This window comes from Deinococcus alpinitundrae (assembly GCF_009982895.1).
GTDB classification, from domain to species: Bacteria; Deinococcota; Deinococci; order Deinococcales; family Deinococcaceae; genus Deinococcus; species Deinococcus alpinitundrae.
The window spans coordinates 157,002-172,833 of sequence record NZ_WXZL01000005.1; the positions used below are offsets into that span (position 1 = coordinate 157,002).

A 15,832-nucleotide genomic window follows, 5' to 3' on the forward strand; every position below is an offset into this window, starting at 1 on the left:
GGCGACCTGCCGGTCACTGCCGCTCCTTGAACTAGTTGCCGGACGTCAGCAGCGGCTGATTCGGCCGCGCCTGCTGATGCAGCGGTTTGGCGTACCAGGTCATCACCGGGCGGGCGTCGGTGGCAAAGGCAAAGCCAAGGCGCTCCCAGAACTGCACGGCCCGCACATTGTCCCCGAGCACGCTGGCCAGCAGCCGCTGGCTGTGCGGCAGCCGCTTCTCCAAGTCACGCACCACCTGCCGCCCCAGGCCGCGCGACTGCACGTCTTCCCGGATCAGCAGCAGATTGATGGTCACGTCGCCCGCCTGCGGGTAGTCGAGCTTGTAGTCGAGGCTGCCCACCAGTTCTTTTTCCTGGTAGAGCAGCTCCAGGCGGCGGCGCGGATCGTAGAGCGCCGTCTCGATGTCGCGGGTGACTTCTTGCAGTGACGGCACCGGACAGCCCAGCAGCGCGAAGTAGCCGGGGGTGGCCCGGTAGAGTTCGTGGAGGAGTGGTGCGCTCGGCAGCGCCATCGGTTGGACCTTCAAGGAATCATACCTTCCCTTTCCGCGCAGGCTTTTGAGCTGGCCGCCGCAGAAGATGAGAGTTTTGTACTCTTTAATGCTTCGTCAGCATACCCGCCGCCACCTGACAGAAAAGTGAATCGCCCAGCGAGGCGCTGCAGCGAAGGCGGCGCGGGCCGTGCTGGCGTGAACAAAGCAGCTGGCCTGCCCCTGCTACCCTGACTCTATGACGGCCCCATTTCCCGAGTCCCCCGCCTCGCTGCCCGACCAGCGCGGCTTCTATGCCCGACGCCTGGCTGGGCGCACGCCCGAGCATCCCGGCGCAGTGCTGGCCCCGATGGCCGGATATTCTGACGCCCCGATGCGCCAGCTGTGTGCCGAGGCCGGAGCACTCTGGACCGTGTCCGAGATGATCAGTTCGCGCGGCCTGGTGCTGGGCAACGAGACCGAGGACCTGATCATCGGCAAACCGTATCCGGGCGAAGAGGGCCGGGTGGTGCAGCTGTTCGGTGCGGAACCCGAACTGCTGGCCGAGGCCTCAAAGCGGGTGGCCGACTGGTTCAACCCTGCTGCCATCGACCTCAACATGGGCTGCCCGGTGCCCAAGGTGCGCGGCAAGGGCGGGGCCTGCTTGCTGCAAACGCCGGAAGTCGCCTACGAACTCATCTCGGCCATGCGCGCTGCCGTGCCGCTCGACGTGAGCGCCAAGATCCGGCTGGGATTCGACACCAACCGCGCCGTGGAGGTCGCGCAGGGCCTGGAAGCGGCGGGGGTGAGCCTGATCACGGTGCATGGCCGGACCTCCAAGCAGCGCTACACGGGCGAGGCCGACTGGGACGCCATTGCCGAGGTGACCCAGAGCGTCGGGGTGCCGGTGATCGGCAGCGGCGACGTGCTGAGTGCTGCTCAGGCCCGTGAGCGCCTGAACACCGGCGTGGCCGCCGTGATGATCGGGCGCGGGGCGGTGGGGCAGCCCTGGGTGTTCACCGAACTCGCCGATCCTGGTTTCGAGTCGCCTGACGCGGTGTGGCGGGCCACCACGGCGCTGCGTCACACCCGGCTCAACGCCCAGTGGTACGGCGAGTGGCGCGGTATCAAGCAGATGCGCAAGGTGCTGCCGCGCTACCTGGCGGGCACCGCGCTGATGGAGAGCGAGTTGCGCGGCGCCCTGGTGCGTATCGAAACCCTGCCCGAAGCCGAGGCGCTGCTGGCCCCGCTGACGGATCCGGCGGGGTCGCCTCACGGCCCGGCGCGAGCGAGTATGCTCTAATCAAAGCATGAATGTCCGCGAATATTACACCTACCTTGCTGCCGCCCGCGAGCAATTGTGGAATTTTCTGCGGGCGTTGCCGGAAAGTGACCTCAACGCTCCGCTGATCGAGGCCGATCGTTTCCACAACATCAAGGACCTGCTGCTGCACGTCACCGACATCGAAGACCACTGGGTCCACGTGATCGCGCGCGGCGACGGGCTGGAGGCCAGCGCCTTCAAGCACGACTGGGTGAGTCCCCACGCCGAGCAGTACCAGCTGTCCTGGATCGTGGACTATGGCAGAGGGGTGCAGCGCCGCACCCAGCAGTTTCTGGACACCACCCCAGATTTGAACGCGGCCATCAAGCTGGTGCAGGACGATCCGGCCTCGGCCACCGTCACGCTCGATCAGCTGATGTGGTACGTGATGACCCACGAAGTGCGTCACACGGCCCAGATCGCCCTGCTGGTGCGTCAGCTCGGCCACACCCCGCCCTGGCTCGATTACCTGCGCTTCGTGCGCCCCCAGACACCTGAGATCGTGGTCGGCGAAGACGGTCTGGGCCTCGACGACGACGAGACGCTCGCAGAATAAGGGCCCCACCTCAACACCACGCGTCAAGTTCAGCTGTCGGCTCCGCTCCGTGTCTGAGACATTCGGCTGTGCAGGAGCGGCGGGTGAGCGGTATGCTGGCGGGATGTCGGCCACGCTGAATCCCGAACCGCTTCAATCTCCGTCCGCCCCGGAGCGTGCTGCTGCGGCCGCGCCCATCAGTTCCGCCCCGGTCAGCTCGTCGTTCGGCCCGTCCCGGCGCGGGCTGCTGATCGTGATGACCGGCGCCTCGGGCGTGGGCAAGGGCACGCTGCGCGAGAAGTGGCTCAGGGATCAGAGCGTCTTCTATTCGATGTCGTGGACCACCCGGGAAGCCAGAGTCGGCGAGCGCCCTGGGCTGGACTACCATTTCGTCAGCGCCGAGCAGTTCGAGGCCCATGCCCAGGCCGGTGGATTCCTGGAGCACGCCGAGTTCGTCGGGAACCGCTACGGCACCCCCAGAGGTCCCATCGACGAGGCGCTCTCGCGCGGGCAGGACGTGATTCTGGAAATCGAGGTGCTGGGGGCCATGCAGGTGGCGGCCCAGACGAGCGAGGCGGTCCTGGTGTTCATCATGCCGCCGAGCCTCACCGAGTTGCGCCGCCGCCTGGAGGGCCGGGCCACCGAGACGCCCGAGCGCATCGAGAAGAGGTTGGAGCGTGCCCGCGAGGAGATTCTGGAGGCCCGCCACTTCCGCTACGTGGTTATCAACGATGATCTCGACCGGGCGGTGGATGATCTGTGCGCCATTCAGCGCGCCGAGCGGCTCAAAGCCGAGCGGCTTAACGACGCGGCGTTGCAGAGTGTCGTGGCCGAGTGAGGGCTGGGCGGGCAACACCGTGAAACCGGAGACGCGGTGAAGCTGCTGATTCTCGGCGGCAGCCAGTTTATCGGGCGGCATCTGGTCGAGGCGGCGCTGCTGGCCGGACATCAGGTGACGGTCTTCAACCGGGGCCGCTCGCCCGACGACCTGCCGGAGGGAGTCGAGCGCCTGCGCGGTGACCGTGATCAGGGGGCGGCGGGCCTCAGCGCCCTGGCGGACCGAAACTGGGACGCCTGTATCGATGTCAGCGGGTACACGCCCCGCCAGGTGCGGGCCAGCGCCGAGGTGTTGCAGCAGCGGGTGGGGCGCTACGTGTACATCAGCTCGCGCGCCGTCTACACCGAGCCGTGCGACTTGCCGATCACCGAGGCCAGTCCTCTGCAAGCGCCCGCCGCCAAGAGCGTCACCGAGATCGACGGCGAGACGTATGGCCCGCTCAAGGTCGCCTGCGAGCAAATCGTTGCAGGCCTTTACGCTGACGCCTGCACGGTTCTGCGTCCCCAGATCGTGGCCGGGCCGCACGACCCTACCCCACGCTATCCGTACTGGGCCGAGCGGGCCACGCTCGGCGGTGCGATGCTGGCTCCCGGCGACGGCTCCGATCATCTGCAAGTCATCGACGTGCGCGATGTGGCCCGCTTCGCGCTGAGGGTGGTCGAGGCCAACCTTTCCGGCGTCTTCAACCTGGCTGGCCCGCGCTTGACCTGGGCCGACTTCTTGCGGGTGTGCGGGGCGGGTCAGCCCGGCACGGCCCAGATGCACTGGACCGACATCGAAACCTTGCGCCAGCACTTTCCGGATGCCGAGGAACTCAGCTTGTATGTGGCCGACGACGATCCGCACGCCGGGTGCATGAACGTCAGCAACGCGCGGGCCGTGACAGCGGGCCTGATTCTGACCGATCCGGCCACCACAGCGCGTGACACCCAGGCTTGGAGCCGGAATCGGGAGTTGCCGTACGCGATCACGCCCGAGCGGGAAGCGCAACTGCTCGGGCAGGACTAGAGAAGAAGTCCGCGCCCTACTCCAGTTTCATCGCCATCACGCTGCTGCCCGCGTCCACATAGACGACCTGCCCGGTGATACCGCTGGCGAGGTCGCTGAGCAGGAACAGCCCGAGCTTGCCCACTTCCTGTGAGGTGGCGTTGCGGCCCAGCGGCGCGGCCTTGGCCGCCTGATCGTACATGGTCGAGAAGCCGGGAATGCTGCGGGCGGCGATGGTACGCATCGGCCCGGCGCTGATGGTGTTGACGCGCACACCCTTCGCGCCCAGTTCAGCGGCCAGGTAGCGGGTGGCGGCTTCCAGGGCGGCCTTGGCCACGCCCATCACGTTGTATTTGGGCACGACCTTCTGCGAGGCGTGGTAGGTCAGGCTGATGACGCTGCCGCCCTCGACCAGGAGCGGTTCGGCGTGGCGGCAGATGCTCACCAGGGTGTAGGCGCTGACCGACAGGGCGGTGTCCCAGTCGGCCTGGGTGGTGTCGAGGAATCTCCCCTCCATCGCCTCGCGCGGCGCGTAGGCAATCGAGTGGACCACCGCGTCCAGCGTGCCGAACTCGGCCTTGATCCGGGCAAACAGGGCGCTCAGGTCGGCCTCGCTGGTGGCGTCGGCCTGCTGGAGCAGGGTGCCGGGGTAGTCCTTTGTCAGCTTTTCGAGTTCGGGCTTCAGGCGCTCGCCCTGGTAGCTGAAGGCCACCTGCGCGCCCGCCGCGAGCAGTTGCTCGGCAATGGCCCAGCCGAGACTGCGGGCGTTGGCGACGCCCATTACCAGGGCCGTTTTGCCGCTCAGATCAAGTAAAATCATGCTTAGAGTGTAGCGGGCCAGACACAGTCTGGGGACGTAAGTGTTTTGGCAGACGCAGCCCGCTAGGCTGAACGGATGAGTGCTCCCCTCCGGCCCGCCCGCTCCCGCCGTTCATGACCCGCACGCTGCCGAAGGTGAGTGCCGGGACTGACCCCACCCGTGCCGGGGGCGGCGCGGGCCAGCCGGACGTTGGCCTTTCCTCCCTGGTCGCCGCCACGCTCGCCCAGCTCGACCGGGTGATTCTGGGCAAGTCCGGGCAGGTCCGGCTCTCGCTGGCATGCTTGCTGGCGGGCGGCCACCTGCTGCTCGAGGACGTGCCGGGCGTCGGCAAGACCACCCTGGCGCAGGCCATCGCCGCCAGCCTGGGGCTGCATTTCTCGCGGCTGCAATTTACCAGCGACCTGCTGCCCGCCGATCTATTGGGCGTCAGCATCTACGAACCTGCCGCCCGCGAGTTCCGCTTTCACGAGGGGCCGGTGTTTACCCAGTTGCTGCTGGCCGACGAGATCAACCGCGCCACCCCCAAGACACAGTCAGCCCTCCTGGAAGCGATGGAGGAGCGACAGGTCAGCGAGGGCGGCACCACAAGGCCCCTGCCCACACCCTTTTTCGTCATCGCCACCCAGAATCCGGCCTCGCAGCTCGGCACCTTCGCGCTGCCCGAGTCGCAGCTCGACCGCTTCCTGATGACCGTTTCGCTGGGCTACCCCGACCCGCGTGCAGAACGCGAACTGCTGCTGGCCGGGGGCCGCCGCGACGCCGCACGCGAACTCAGCGCCGTGCTGACCCCGCACGCTTTGCTGGCCGCCCAGGAGTCGGCGGCGGCGGTGCATGTTTCGGGCGCGCTGGCCGACTACGTGCTGGCGCTGATCACCGCCTCGCGTGCCCACCCCGACGTGCAGGCGGGCCTGAGTCCCCGCGCGGCGCTGGGGCTGCTCTCGGCGGCGCGCGCCTGGGCCTGGCTCGCGGGCCGCGCCCATGTTCTGCCCGAGGACGTGCAGGCGGTGTTCGGCAGCGTGGCGGCCCACCGCTTGCTGGGCCGCGCCACCGGAGCGCCGAGTCCGGCGGTGGCCGCGCAACTGCTGAGCGCGGTGGCGATTCCCTGAGCTGCCGGGCTGCCTGGATGATGAAGCAGTAACGGAGGCTGGCTGCACCTGCATTCATCCGGCTCTGCTTTGATACTGCTTATGAACCGGGCCGTGCCCCTCACCTTCCGGCCCGTTCAAGGAGCTGAACACCCATGACCGACCACCCACCCGCCCCTGACGCCGAAACGCTCGCCTTTCTCCAGTCGGTCTTCGAACTCGTCCGCGCCGGAGACGCCGATCAGCTCGGGCCGCTGCTCGACCAGGGGCTGCCCGCCAACCTGCTCAACCAGAAAGGTGACAGCCTGCTGATGCTGGCCAGCTACCACGGCCACCTGGAAGCTACCCGGCAACTGCTGGCCCACGGCGCGGACCCCGAACTCGCCAACGACCAAGGGCAGACCCCGCTCGTCGGCGCGGCCTTCAAGGGCAATCTGGAGATGGCCGAACTGCTGCTCGATCACGGAGCCGATACCGAGACGGCAGGCCCCGGCGGCAAGACGGCACTGATGATGGCCGCCATGTTCAACCGCACCGAGATGGTGAGCTGGCTGCTCGCGCGCGGTGCGAACCTGCATGCCCGCGACGTGGGCGGCCTGTCGGTGGCCGACGCCGCCCGGCTGATGAACGCGCAGGACACCGCTGCCCAGCTCGACGCCCTGCTCAGCCCGGCTTCTTAACCCCGACCCCCAGGATGCCCACATGACCCAGCCCCCCACGGCTTCTCCCACCAACCTGCGCGAGCGCCTCAGCGGGTGGGCCAGCGACGACGGCAACGCCGACCAGGGCCTGGGCATCACCGTGGCCCCTGCGACCCACTTCTCGAAGGGTCCACGTGTGTACCCGACCCGCTTCGGCGCGGCGTTTCTGCTCACGGCCCTGCTGACCCTGATCGGCTGCGTCAACTACCAGCTCAGCCTCGGCTACTTGGTGACCTTCCTGATGCTGGGGCTGTGGGTGTCGGGCGCGGTGGCGGCCTCGCGCAGTCTCAGCGGCCTGAGGCTCAGCGCCGCGCCGCCGGACACCGCCTGGGCCGGAGAGGAAGCGGCCTTCGCCGTGCGGGTTCAAAATCCTTCGGACCAGCCTCGCGCCCGGCTGCGCCTGCGCGCCCATCGCCCGCGCTCGGCGACCATCACGCTGCTCGACGTGGCGGCGCAGGCCGAGACCACCGCGCCAGTGATGATCGCGGCCCCCCGGCGTGGCCCGCTGACCCTGCCGCGCCTGCGGCTGGAAGGCCGTGACGCTCTGGGATTGTGGCGCGGCGTGACCTATCCGCTCTTGAGCGCCGAGGCGCTGATCTACCCGGCTCCCGAAGTGGACGCCCCGCCGTTGCCGGGCACGCGGGCCAGCGAGGGCAGCGGGCAGCAGCGGGCGGCGGGCCAGGAGGACTTCGCGGGCGTGCGGCCCTACCTGCCCGGCGACGCCCCCCGGCAGGTGGCCTGGCGGCACTCGGCCCGCACCGGCGACCTCCATACCAAGGTGTTCGACGCACCGATCAGTTGGACCCTACGCTTGGACTATGCCGAATTGCGCGGCCTGGACCCCGAGGCCCGCTACTCGCGCCTGAGCGCCTGGGTACGGCAAGCCCGCCAATACGATGCCCGCTACCGCCTGGAATTGCCAGACAGAACGGTGGAGGAGGGCAGCGGCGAGGCCCACTCGCGCCGCGCCCTGAATGCCCTGGCTCTTTCGCAACCCGCTCGCCAGGACACCCCGCCGGAGCGACAAGCTCACCTGGCGGGCCGACCATGACCTTCAGCGTCCAACTGCCGCGCCACCGGGCAGCCCCGGCGTCTGTGCCCGCGCCGCTGCCGCTGCCCGCCCTGCTCGCCATGCTGGCCGCGCTGACGCTGTGCCTGCTGCCCTACCTGCTGCGGCTGCCCTGGTGGGCCAGCTTGCTCACGGGGCTGCTGCTGGCTTACCGGGTGGGAGTGGCTTTGAAACGGGTTTCGGCACTCCCCGTTCTCGCCCAGTCCTTGCTGTTGCTGCTGATCGCACTGATGGCAGGCTGGGGTCTGCTGGCGGCCTTCGACACCCTGCTGGGGCGCGACGGGGGCACAGCCATTCTGGTGGTGCTGATCGCCCTCAAGGCAGTGGAAACCCGCACGGGGCGCGACCTCCAGACGCTAGCCCTACTGAGCTTCTTTGTCACCGTGACGCATTTCTTCTACGCCCAGGACACAGTGACCGCTCTTCACGCGCTGCTCTCAGTGACAGGGCTGTGCGCGGCTCTCACGCTGTGGGAACGCCCCGGCGCGCTGGCGGGCCTGCCTTCGGCTGGGTCGGCGCTGGCCCGCTTCTCGCCGCTGCTGAAATCATCGGGCGGCGTGCTGCTGCGGGCGCTGCCGCTGGCCGCCGCGCTATTCGTGCTGTTTCCGCGCCCCGACAGCCCGCTGTGGCAGATGCCGGTCAGCGGCGGCAGCAGCGCCTCGGGCCTGTCCGACACGGTCAATCCGGGCGGCATCAGCAGCCTGGCACTCAGCGACGAGGTGGCGTTCCGGGCACAGTTCGACGGCCCGGTGCCGCCCTCCGATCAGCTCTACTGGCGCGGCCCGGTGATGGAATTTTTCGACGGCGAGACCTGGCGACTGGGCGGCAGCCCCCGTCAGCTACCCGACGTGACCGTGCGCGGCCCGGTGCGGGCCTACACCCTGACCGTCGAGCCGCACCAGCGCGCCTGGGTGCTGGCCCTCGATGCCCCCGCCTCGCTGCCGGACGGCACCTTCATCACCCAGAACCTGCAAGTCATCAAACCCAGCCGGATCGGGGCGCGCACCCGCTTCAAGCTGAGTGCCGCCACCGACTACAGCTACGGCATCAATGCCGATCCGGCCTGGCTGATGCGCAACCTTCAACTGCCCGAGCGCTCCAACCCGCGCCTGCGCGAACTGGCCAGGAGCTGGCTCAATTTGCCGCCTGCCGAGCGGGTCCAGGCGGGCCTGAATGTGTTCCGGCAGGGGGATTTCACCTACACCCTCAACCCGCCGACGCTGCCCACCGTCAACGGCATGGACACTTTCGTGTTCAGCACCCGGCGGGGATTTTGCGAGCACTACGCCAGCGCCTACGCCATCATGATGCGGGCGGCCGGCGTTCCGGCGCGGGTCGTCACCGGCTACCAGGGGGCCGAGGCCAACGGTGCTTACCAGATTGTGCGCCAGGCCAATGCCCACGCCTGGACCGAGGTGTGGCTGGCCGGGCAAGGCTGGTTGCGAATCGATCCCACGGCCACCGTCTCACCCGACCGCATTGAGCGGGGCGTCTCATCGCTCAAAGGTGCGCCGGGGCTGGCGGCAGGCCAGGGCGGACTGCTCGCGGGCCTGAGTCTGCGCCTTGACGCCCTGCAAAACCTCTGGAACACCTGGGTCATCGGCTACGACGGCGCGCAGCAGCGCCAGCTGTTTGCCAAACTGGGTCTGGGACAACTCGGCGACTGGCGGCTGACTCTCTTCGGCGCGGCGGCGATCGGGCTGGCCTTCGTGCCGCTGCTGCTGCGCCGCCGCCCGCCTGCCGAGCCGCTCTCCACTGCCTACGTGCTGCTGACCCGCCGCCTGAAGCTGCCCAGAGAGCTGCACGAACCCGGCAGTGCCTATGCCGAGCGCGCCGCCGGGCGGTATCCTGGTCAGTCCGGACGCATTCGCGAGCTGATCGGTGAGTACCAGCGCCTGCGCTACGGCCCCGAGCCGACCGCTGAGCAGGTGCGGGCCTTCGTGCAGGCGGTGCGGGACTTTCGGGTGCGCTAAGGCCTGGCTTGCCGGGGGCGTGCCGCCGCGCCCACAATGGACGGTATGAAGCTGATGCTTACCGTTGCCTTGCTGCTCGCCCTTGCCGCTCCTGCTGGGGCCGAGGACGTGCCGTTCGTGTTTCAGTCCGACGCCGTGACCCGCCACAACACCAACCTGCGCACCGGGCCGTCCCTGAAGGCCGCTGTGCTGACGGTGGTGCCCAGGGGTCAGCCGGTGCAGGTGGGGCGCTGCAGCGTATGGTGCCCGGTGAAATACCAGGCCTCTGGCAAAACCTACGCCGGGTACATCTCCGCCGATCTGCTCAAGCGCCAGTTGCTGCCGATCATCACGCCGCAGCCCAAGTCCGATCAGTCCGAGCGGTGAAACGCGCCCTGCTGGTGGTGGCGACGGCGGGCGAGGCCATGCGGTTGAATGCCCTCAGCGTGAGAGGCGTCGAGGTTCAGGTGGTGGTCAGCGGGGTCGGTCCAGTGGCGGCAGCGCTGGCGACCCAGGCGGCGCTGGCCGGGTTCGGGGGCGATCTGGTCATCAGCACGGGCATCGGCGGCGCGTTTCCCAGCGACGGCCTGAAAGTGGGCGACGTGGCCCTGGCCTCCGAAATCGTGCAGGCCGATCTGGGTGCCTGGGATGGTGAGCAGTTTTTGCCGCTCGCTGAACTGGGGTTGGAAGTCGCGCCGGGCCACACCGGGCGCTTCGCATGCTGGCCTGGCGTTCTGAACTTGGGTCTGCCGTATGGCCCCTTCGTCACCGTCAGCAGCGTGACCGGCAGTGAGGTGGGGATGCAGGAATTGGTTCGGCGGGTGCCGGGCGCGCTCGTGGAGGGCATGGAGGGTGCGGGCGTCGCGCACGCCGCGCTGCTAGCGGGCGTGCCCATGACCGAGGTGCGCGGCGTCAGCAACTTTGTGGGGCCGCGTGACCGCTCAGCGTGGCGCATTGGGGAGGCGCTGGCGGCGCTGGACGTGGGTCTGCGAATGGTGCTGGAGAAGCTGGCGGCGGGCTAGAGCATTTGTCACAAGTCTGATGGCATGTCGAGCGCAGCCGAGGCTGTCTTGTTGTTCGCCGCAACATCACTCAGCCCGCTCTGTTCTGCTGTTGTGCCAGCCAGGGTGACGACTATTCTGGCAGATGCCTTATACGGTTTCCGGTCAATCAGGGAGGCAATCACTGTATATCCGACCAGCGGGCGGCCTCATGGGCGTCCTTTCACGGTGAGGGAGCCGCTGTACTCAAGACAGGAGGAGAGGGAAAAACGATTTCTGGGAAAAGAATTATGAAAATGGCGAGATTCCATTTTCAGAACGGATTTCTCGGAAACCGTCATGACTGCGCCGATAACCCAGCCGCTTTCTGATCATCAAAGGTGCGGCGGGCTTCCTCGACGCTGTTGAGATTGTCCGCTGCCCAGATCCACACGCCGCAAAATGCCGCGCCCAGGCTCAGGCCCAGCCCGGTGAGCCGGTATTCCACTTTGGGCGGCACCACCGGGTACACGGTTCGCTCGACCAAGCCGTCACGTTCCATTTGGCGCAGGGTCTGGGTCAGCATCTTCTGACTGATGCCTGCGACCAGTTCGCCCAGGCGCGAAAAACGTAGCACGCCGTGTTCGGTCAGCACTTCCAGAATCAGCATCGTCCACTTGTCAGCCACCCGGCTGATCAGTTCGTTGACCAGCGCCGCCACGCGGGGGTCGATCTCAGCAGGCGGGAGATCGGCAGCGTACCGCCTGGCTGCTGCAATCTGCTCGTCGGTGAATTGGGCGGCTCCTTTCATAGTCTGCTCTTTTTTGAACCCTTGCTCTCTTTTAGATCAGTATAGAACTTTTTGGTGCCTTCTTTCATTTGGTAAGTATAGCATCTAGGATAACAGCTGCTGGGCCAAGGGGCCTGAAAGGAGTCAGCATGAAGTTGCACCACCGCAGCATTTTGATCACCGGCGGTACCAGCGGCATCGGCCTGGAACTGGCCCGCCAACTGCTGGAGCATGGCAACACCATCATCGTGACCGGGCGCGATCAGGTTCGGCTGGACGCGACCGTGCGCGAATTGCCCGGACTGCACGCTTACCGCAGCGATGTCAGTTACCCGGCGGAAATTCAGCAGCTATACCAAGACATGCTGGCCGCGTTTCCGACGCTGGATACCCTGATCAACAACGCCGGAATCATGCGAAATCTCAACCTCGACCAGCCGCATGACCTCACCGACATGACCCGTGAGGTTGAAATTGATTTGATGGGGCCGATCCAGATGGTTCAGCAATTCTTACCCCACCTCAAGACCCGCCCAGACGCTCTGATCGTCAATGTCTCGTCAGGTCTGGCCTTTATCCCCCTCACCACTTCCCCGGTGTACTCGGCGGCCAAGGCGGGCCTGCACGCCTACACCCAGGCGCTGCGTCAGCAACTGGCGGGCAGCCGCGTGCGCATTGTCGAACTGGCCCCGCCACCGATCGAGACGCCGTTGCTGAGGGGCCTCGAAGCCGAGACGGGCGGCCTGACCAGCATGTCGGCCATGTCACCCGCCACGCTGGTCAGGCAGACGATTGCGGGTATTGAAGCAGGCAAGACTGAGCTGCGCCCTGGCCTGAGCAATGTCTTGAACACCATGAGCCGGGTCGCGCCCCAGTTCATGTTCAGGCAGATGACCCGGATGTCGGTGCCGAGGACCTAGAGCTTTTGATGGAAAAGATGCCTTCCTTCTACGTCCGAGCAGAGTGACCCAGCTCCGCAGGAGAGCGAGTGAAAGACGCTCTAGAGCGATTGGGAGCGGGCACGCCCCATAAGGGTGCCGTTCCGCCCAAGACAGTGAAGTGGCCTGGGTGCTTTTCCCAGGCAACGTAACAGACGAACGCGCTAATTGATGGGCGGCATGCCAGAGGGCTTTTGCACCTCAGGCCTGCAACGCTAGCCTGAGAGCGTGGATTCTTCCCCTCTCCTGACGCTGCGCCCCCAGACCGAGGCCGATTTGCCCACCCTCCACCGCTGGCTGCATGCTGAGCAGAGTCCCGAATGGCAGCGCTGGGACGGGCCGTACTTTCCCAAATCCAGCTCCGGACTCAGCCTGGAAACCTACACCGAGCGCGCCGCCGCTCACCCCTGGGACGCCGATCAGCAGATCATCGCCCTGGACGGCCAGTGCATCGGCTCGGTCAGCCGCTACGAGGAAGACCCGGTGGGCGGCGGCTGGTTCGAACTCGGCATCGTCATCTTCGACCGGGCGTACTGGGGCGGCGGCCTGGGCAGGTGGGCGCTCAGGCTCTGGACAGTCCGCACCTTCGAGGACACGCCCGCACACGTCATCACCCTGAGCACCTGGAGCGGCAACCAGCGCATGATCCGCGCTGCACAGGCAACAGGCTACCGCGAGTGCGCCCGCATTCCCGAGGCCCGCGCCTGGGATGGCCAGCGCTGGGACAGCGTGAAGCTGGCGACCCTAAGATGCGACTGGCTCAGCTCTTGAAGGCCGGAACCTTGCCGCCGTAAATTCTGTAGGCGTCGCACACATCCTGCAAAATGCACTTGCCGCATTTCGGGTGGCTGAAATGGCACACCTGCTGGCCGTGCTTGAGCAGATTGATATGCAGCTCGTACAAGAGCGGTGGGTCGGGTGGCAGCAGCCCCAGCAGCGCTTTGTGGGCCGCCTGCTCGCCCATCTTGGGAATCGCCCCGATGCGCGAGGTGATGCGGTGAACGTGGGTGTCGACCGGGAAGACCGGCTTGGCGTAGTTGAACAGCAGCACCAGCGAGGCGGTCTTGACGCCCACACCCGGCAGCGCCGTGAGCCACTTCAGCCCCTCGTCCGGCGTCATATCCAGCAAGAAATCCAGATCGTAGCCGCCACGCTCGGCCTTGACCGCGCTCAACGTCGCCTGGATACGCGGGGCTTTTTGTTCGGGGTAGTTGCTGCGCCGAATCGCTTCGGCCACCACCTCGGTCGGCGCGGCCACGATGGCGTCCCAGTCGCCCAGGGTGCGCAGTTCCTGGTAGGCGGCGTCCTCGTCCTGCGCGTTGGTGCGCTGCGAGAGGATGGTGCTGATCAGTTCGTGCATCGGGTCGCGGCGCGGGGTCAGCGGCACCTCGCCGTATTCGGTTCGGAAGCGCCCATGCACTTCTATCAGCAGGGCCGAGCGCTCGTGGGGAGAGCGGGTGACGTTGAGATCGGCAGCGCCGGGAGAGCTGGGGTCGGCCATGATGGGTTGAGCTTAAAGCTGGGCTGCGGGCGGTGGATAGGTGGGTTGCTGGTTTTTTCTCAATGCTCGGCGACGGCTGTTGCGAGGGCGTCCGGGCTACGGCCCAGTTGCTCCAGGCTGACCTGCCACAGCCGGTCTTGCAGGGCGTGGTCGCGGGTGACAGGTCTGGGCTCCACGAATTTGGTCTTGTCGAAAAACCTGCCGCTGACGCCCTCCACTTCCGCTGAGGTCGCCATGTAGAGCGAGGGCAAGGCACCCACTTCGGGAGACTTTTTGAGTGGACTCAGCAGTGACGAGAGCAGCTTTTGCATGCCTTTGGCGTCACTGCCCAGCCCGGTATCCACGATCCCCGGATTGACGGCGTTGACGGTAACACCCGTCCCAGCCAGGCGGCGGGCCAGCTCGTAGGTAAACAGGTGATTCGCCAGCTTGGAATGCACGTAAGCCCTGAAGCGGTTGAAGTTCTTCTCTGCGCTGAGGTCTTCAAAATTGATTGCCCCGGCATACAGCCCCGACGCCACATTGACCACGCGGGCGGGGGCGCTCTCCCTGAGGAGCGGCAGCAAACTGAGCGTCAGTTGAACATAGGCCAGATGATTGAGTGCCCAGGTGCGTTCAAGACCTTCGGGCATCAGTTGCCGCGTCTCGAAAGTGCCGCCCGCATTGTTGACCAGAATATCCAGGCGACTCCGGGTGCGAATGAACGCTCCCGCCAGGGCGCGCACTTCGGTGGGCCGCAGAAAGTCGGCCAGCAGATACGAAACGTCACTGCTCCCCGACTGGCGCTGAATGAACTCCACGGCTTCCTCGGCACGTGCTTGGCTGCGGCCCGTAATCACGACGCCCGCACCCAGGCGGGCCAGTCCGGCAGCGGTGGCGCGGCCAATCCCGAAGGTGCCGCCGGTGACGAGAGCCGTTTTGCCGCGTAAATGGGGCGAATTAGATAAGGTGGGTATGGTCGTCATCTCGGCTCCTAGGTGGTTCCTGTTTGTTCCTAGGTGCAGTATGATACCCGCCAGGATTGGCCACAAGGAGGCACACCGATGTCACTCCCCCTCACCGACAAATCACAGCCAGACCACCCAGCGCTAGGCAGTTCGCCTTGCGTGGGCGAAACCACGCCGGGTTGCCTTAAGGGCAAATTGGAAGTCCGCGAGGTACTCAGCCGCGTTGGCGACAAATGGAGCTTGTGCGTGGTGGGCAACCTGTACAGCGGCTCAGTACGGTTCAACGAACTCAAGCGGCGCATTCCGGGCGTCTCCCAGCGGATGCTGACTCTGACCTTGCGCGGCTTGGAGCGTGACGGATTGGTCAAACGAACCGTGTACCCGACCAATCCGCCCAGCGTGGAGTACGCCCTCACCGAGATGGGCCGCACACTGATTGAGCCGGTGCGGGCGCTGATCAACTGGTCGGAGGCCAACGTCAGCCAAATTGAAGGCGCAAGGCAGCGCTTTGATAGTCAGGAAGGCGTGGGGACAGAACCAAAAAACCCAGCCATTTGAGTGCGGCTGGGCCCAAAACCAACTGCTTTGATGGGTGCTTACTTGCGCCCGCTGCCCTCGGTATTGCTCGCCGCACTGCTGAGGTCCGCACCCTGACCCGGCACTTCGTCACGGCCTCCCTCGGCGGGTTCGGCGCGGTCGGCGGTGTCCACGCCGCCGGTGCCCTCGCCCTTGTCCTCAAAGGGAATCGGCTGGCTCTGGCCCTCGGCGGGGGAGGTGTCGCCGGGGTCGCTGCTGATGGTGGGCTTGTTGGCATCGGTCATGCGCCCATCATGCGCGGCGACCGAAGCTGAAAAGTGCAAGGCAAGGTAAAGGGGGCTTGGGGGTTCTCAGCGGAC

Annotated in this window: 19 protein-coding genes; 13 read left to right on the plus strand and 6 right to left on the minus strand. The window is 66.5% G+C overall.

Features of this window, described 5'->3' with window-relative positions; all coding sequences use genetic code 11:
- Nucleotides 1-31: 31 nt before the first annotated feature.
- On the minus strand, nucleotides 32-526 hold the full coding sequence (locus GUI70_RS06665) for a GNAT family N-acetyltransferase (protein WP_161881511.1): 495 nt from the start codon (nucleotides 524-526) through the stop codon (nucleotides 32-34).
- A gap of 202 nt (nucleotides 527-728) precedes the next feature.
- Between GUI70_RS06665 and GUI70_RS06670 the strand changes: the two genes are divergently transcribed.
- The 4 genes from GUI70_RS06670 (at nucleotide 729) to GUI70_RS06685 (ending at nucleotide 4,174) form a co-directional block, all read left to right on the plus strand.
- Entirely contained in the window at nucleotides 729-1,772 is a 1,044-nt protein-coding gene (locus tag GUI70_RS06670; protein ID WP_237724751.1) for a tRNA dihydrouridine synthase, read from the plus strand.
- Nucleotides 1,773-1,779: 7 nt separating this feature from the next.
- On the plus strand, nucleotides 1,780-2,349 hold the full coding sequence (locus GUI70_RS06675; RefSeq protein WP_161881512.1) for a DinB family protein: 570 nt from the start codon (nucleotides 1,780-1,782) through the stop codon (nucleotides 2,347-2,349).
- Nucleotides 2,350-2,452: 103 nt separating this feature from the next.
- Nucleotides 2,453-3,166 (plus strand): guanylate kinase, encoded by a 714-nt coding sequence (gene gmk, locus GUI70_RS06680; protein WP_161881513.1) that lies wholly within the window; start codon nucleotides 2,453-2,455, stop codon nucleotides 3,164-3,166.
- 36 nt (nucleotides 3,167-3,202) lie between these two features.
- Nucleotides 3,203-4,174, plus strand: coding sequence for an SDR family oxidoreductase (locus tag GUI70_RS06685; RefSeq protein ID WP_161881514.1), 972 nt, complete (start codon nucleotides 3,203-3,205; stop codon nucleotides 4,172-4,174).
- A gap of 16 nt (nucleotides 4,175-4,190) precedes the next feature.
- Here GUI70_RS06685 and GUI70_RS06690 read toward each other — a convergent pair whose 3' ends face one another.
- Nucleotides 4,191-4,973: an enoyl-ACP reductase FabI gene (locus GUI70_RS06690; RefSeq protein WP_161881515.1), complete on the minus strand. Its 783-nt coding sequence runs from the start codon at nucleotides 4,971-4,973 to the stop codon at nucleotides 4,191-4,193.
- Nucleotides 4,974-5,086: 113 nt separating this feature from the next.
- Here GUI70_RS06690 and GUI70_RS06695 point away from each other — a divergent pair, with 113 nt between their 5' ends.
- The 6 genes from GUI70_RS06695 (at nucleotide 5,087) to mqnB (ending at nucleotide 10,802) form a co-directional block, all read left to right on the plus strand.
- Entirely contained in the window at nucleotides 5,087-6,079 is a 993-nt protein-coding gene (locus GUI70_RS06695) for an AAA family ATPase (protein ID WP_161881516.1), read from the plus strand.
- Nucleotides 6,080-6,213: 134 nt separating this feature from the next.
- Entirely contained in the window at nucleotides 6,214-6,738 is a 525-nt protein-coding gene (locus tag GUI70_RS06700) for an ankyrin repeat domain-containing protein (protein ID WP_161881517.1), read from the plus strand.
- 22 nt (nucleotides 6,739-6,760) lie between these two features.
- Entirely contained in the window at nucleotides 6,761-7,810 is a 1,050-nt protein-coding gene (locus GUI70_RS06705; RefSeq protein ID WP_161881518.1) for a DUF58 domain-containing protein, read from the plus strand.
- Entirely contained in the window at nucleotides 7,807-9,801 is a 1,995-nt protein-coding gene (locus GUI70_RS06710) for a transglutaminase TgpA family protein (RefSeq protein WP_161881519.1), read from the plus strand. Before GUI70_RS06705 ends, GUI70_RS06710 begins: the two co-directional genes overlap by 4 nt.
- Nucleotides 9,802-9,846: 45 nt before the next feature.
- The gene (locus GUI70_RS06715; RefSeq protein ID WP_161881520.1) at nucleotides 9,847-10,167 is read left to right on the plus strand and encodes an SH3 domain-containing protein; all 321 of its coding nucleotides are present in this window, start codon (nucleotides 9,847-9,849) and stop codon (nucleotides 10,165-10,167) included.
- Nucleotides 10,164-10,802 (plus strand): futalosine hydrolase, encoded by a 639-nt coding sequence (gene mqnB / locus GUI70_RS06720; RefSeq protein WP_306468274.1) that lies wholly within the window; start codon nucleotides 10,164-10,166, stop codon nucleotides 10,800-10,802. The genes GUI70_RS06715 and mqnB overlap by 4 nt, the downstream gene beginning before the upstream one ends.
- Nucleotides 10,803-11,118: 316 nt before the next feature.
- Here the strand turns inward: mqnB and GUI70_RS06725 are convergent, their stop codons facing one another.
- On the minus strand, nucleotides 11,119-11,571 hold the full coding sequence (locus GUI70_RS06725) for a winged helix-turn-helix transcriptional regulator (RefSeq protein WP_161881521.1): 453 nt from the start codon (nucleotides 11,569-11,571) through the stop codon (nucleotides 11,119-11,121).
- A 128-nt stretch (nucleotides 11,572-11,699) separates the two neighbouring features.
- On the opposite strand from GUI70_RS06725, the gene GUI70_RS06730 reads away from it, so the two are divergent.
- Both GUI70_RS06730 and GUI70_RS06735 read left to right on the plus strand, forming a co-directional pair.
- Nucleotides 11,700-12,470 (plus strand): SDR family oxidoreductase, encoded by a 771-nt coding sequence (locus tag GUI70_RS06730; protein WP_161881522.1) that lies wholly within the window; start codon nucleotides 11,700-11,702, stop codon nucleotides 12,468-12,470.
- Nucleotides 12,471-12,716: 246 nt separating this feature from the next.
- Nucleotides 12,717-13,259 (plus strand): GNAT family N-acetyltransferase, encoded by a 543-nt coding sequence (locus GUI70_RS06735; protein ID WP_161881523.1) that lies wholly within the window; start codon nucleotides 12,717-12,719, stop codon nucleotides 13,257-13,259.
- Here the strand turns inward: GUI70_RS06735 and GUI70_RS06740 are convergent.
- Both GUI70_RS06740 and GUI70_RS06745 read right to left on the minus strand, forming a co-directional pair.
- Nucleotides 13,249-13,989 (minus strand): monofunctional DNA glycosylase, encoded by a 741-nt coding sequence (locus GUI70_RS06740; RefSeq protein WP_161881524.1) that lies wholly within the window; start codon nucleotides 13,987-13,989, stop codon nucleotides 13,249-13,251. The genes GUI70_RS06735 and GUI70_RS06740 overlap by 11 nt on opposite strands.
- Before the next feature lie 59 nt (nucleotides 13,990-14,048).
- A complete protein-coding gene (locus GUI70_RS06745) occupies nucleotides 14,049-14,954 on the minus strand; it encodes an SDR family NAD(P)-dependent oxidoreductase (protein ID WP_161881525.1) in 906 nt (301 codons plus the stop codon).
- A 78-nt stretch (nucleotides 14,955-15,032) separates the two neighbouring features.
- Between GUI70_RS06745 and GUI70_RS24950 the strand changes: the two genes are divergently transcribed.
- On the plus strand, nucleotides 15,033-15,494 hold the full coding sequence (locus GUI70_RS24950; RefSeq protein WP_161881526.1) for a winged helix-turn-helix transcriptional regulator: 462 nt from the start codon (nucleotides 15,033-15,035) through the stop codon (nucleotides 15,492-15,494).
- A gap of 38 nt (nucleotides 15,495-15,532) precedes the next feature.
- On the opposite strand, the gene GUI70_RS06755 is transcribed toward GUI70_RS24950, so the two are convergent.
- Complete coding sequence (locus GUI70_RS06755) at nucleotides 15,533-15,757, minus strand: hypothetical protein (protein ID WP_161881527.1); 225 nt, start codon at nucleotides 15,755-15,757, stop codon at nucleotides 15,533-15,535.
- Nucleotides 15,758-15,832: the final 75 nt, after the last annotated feature.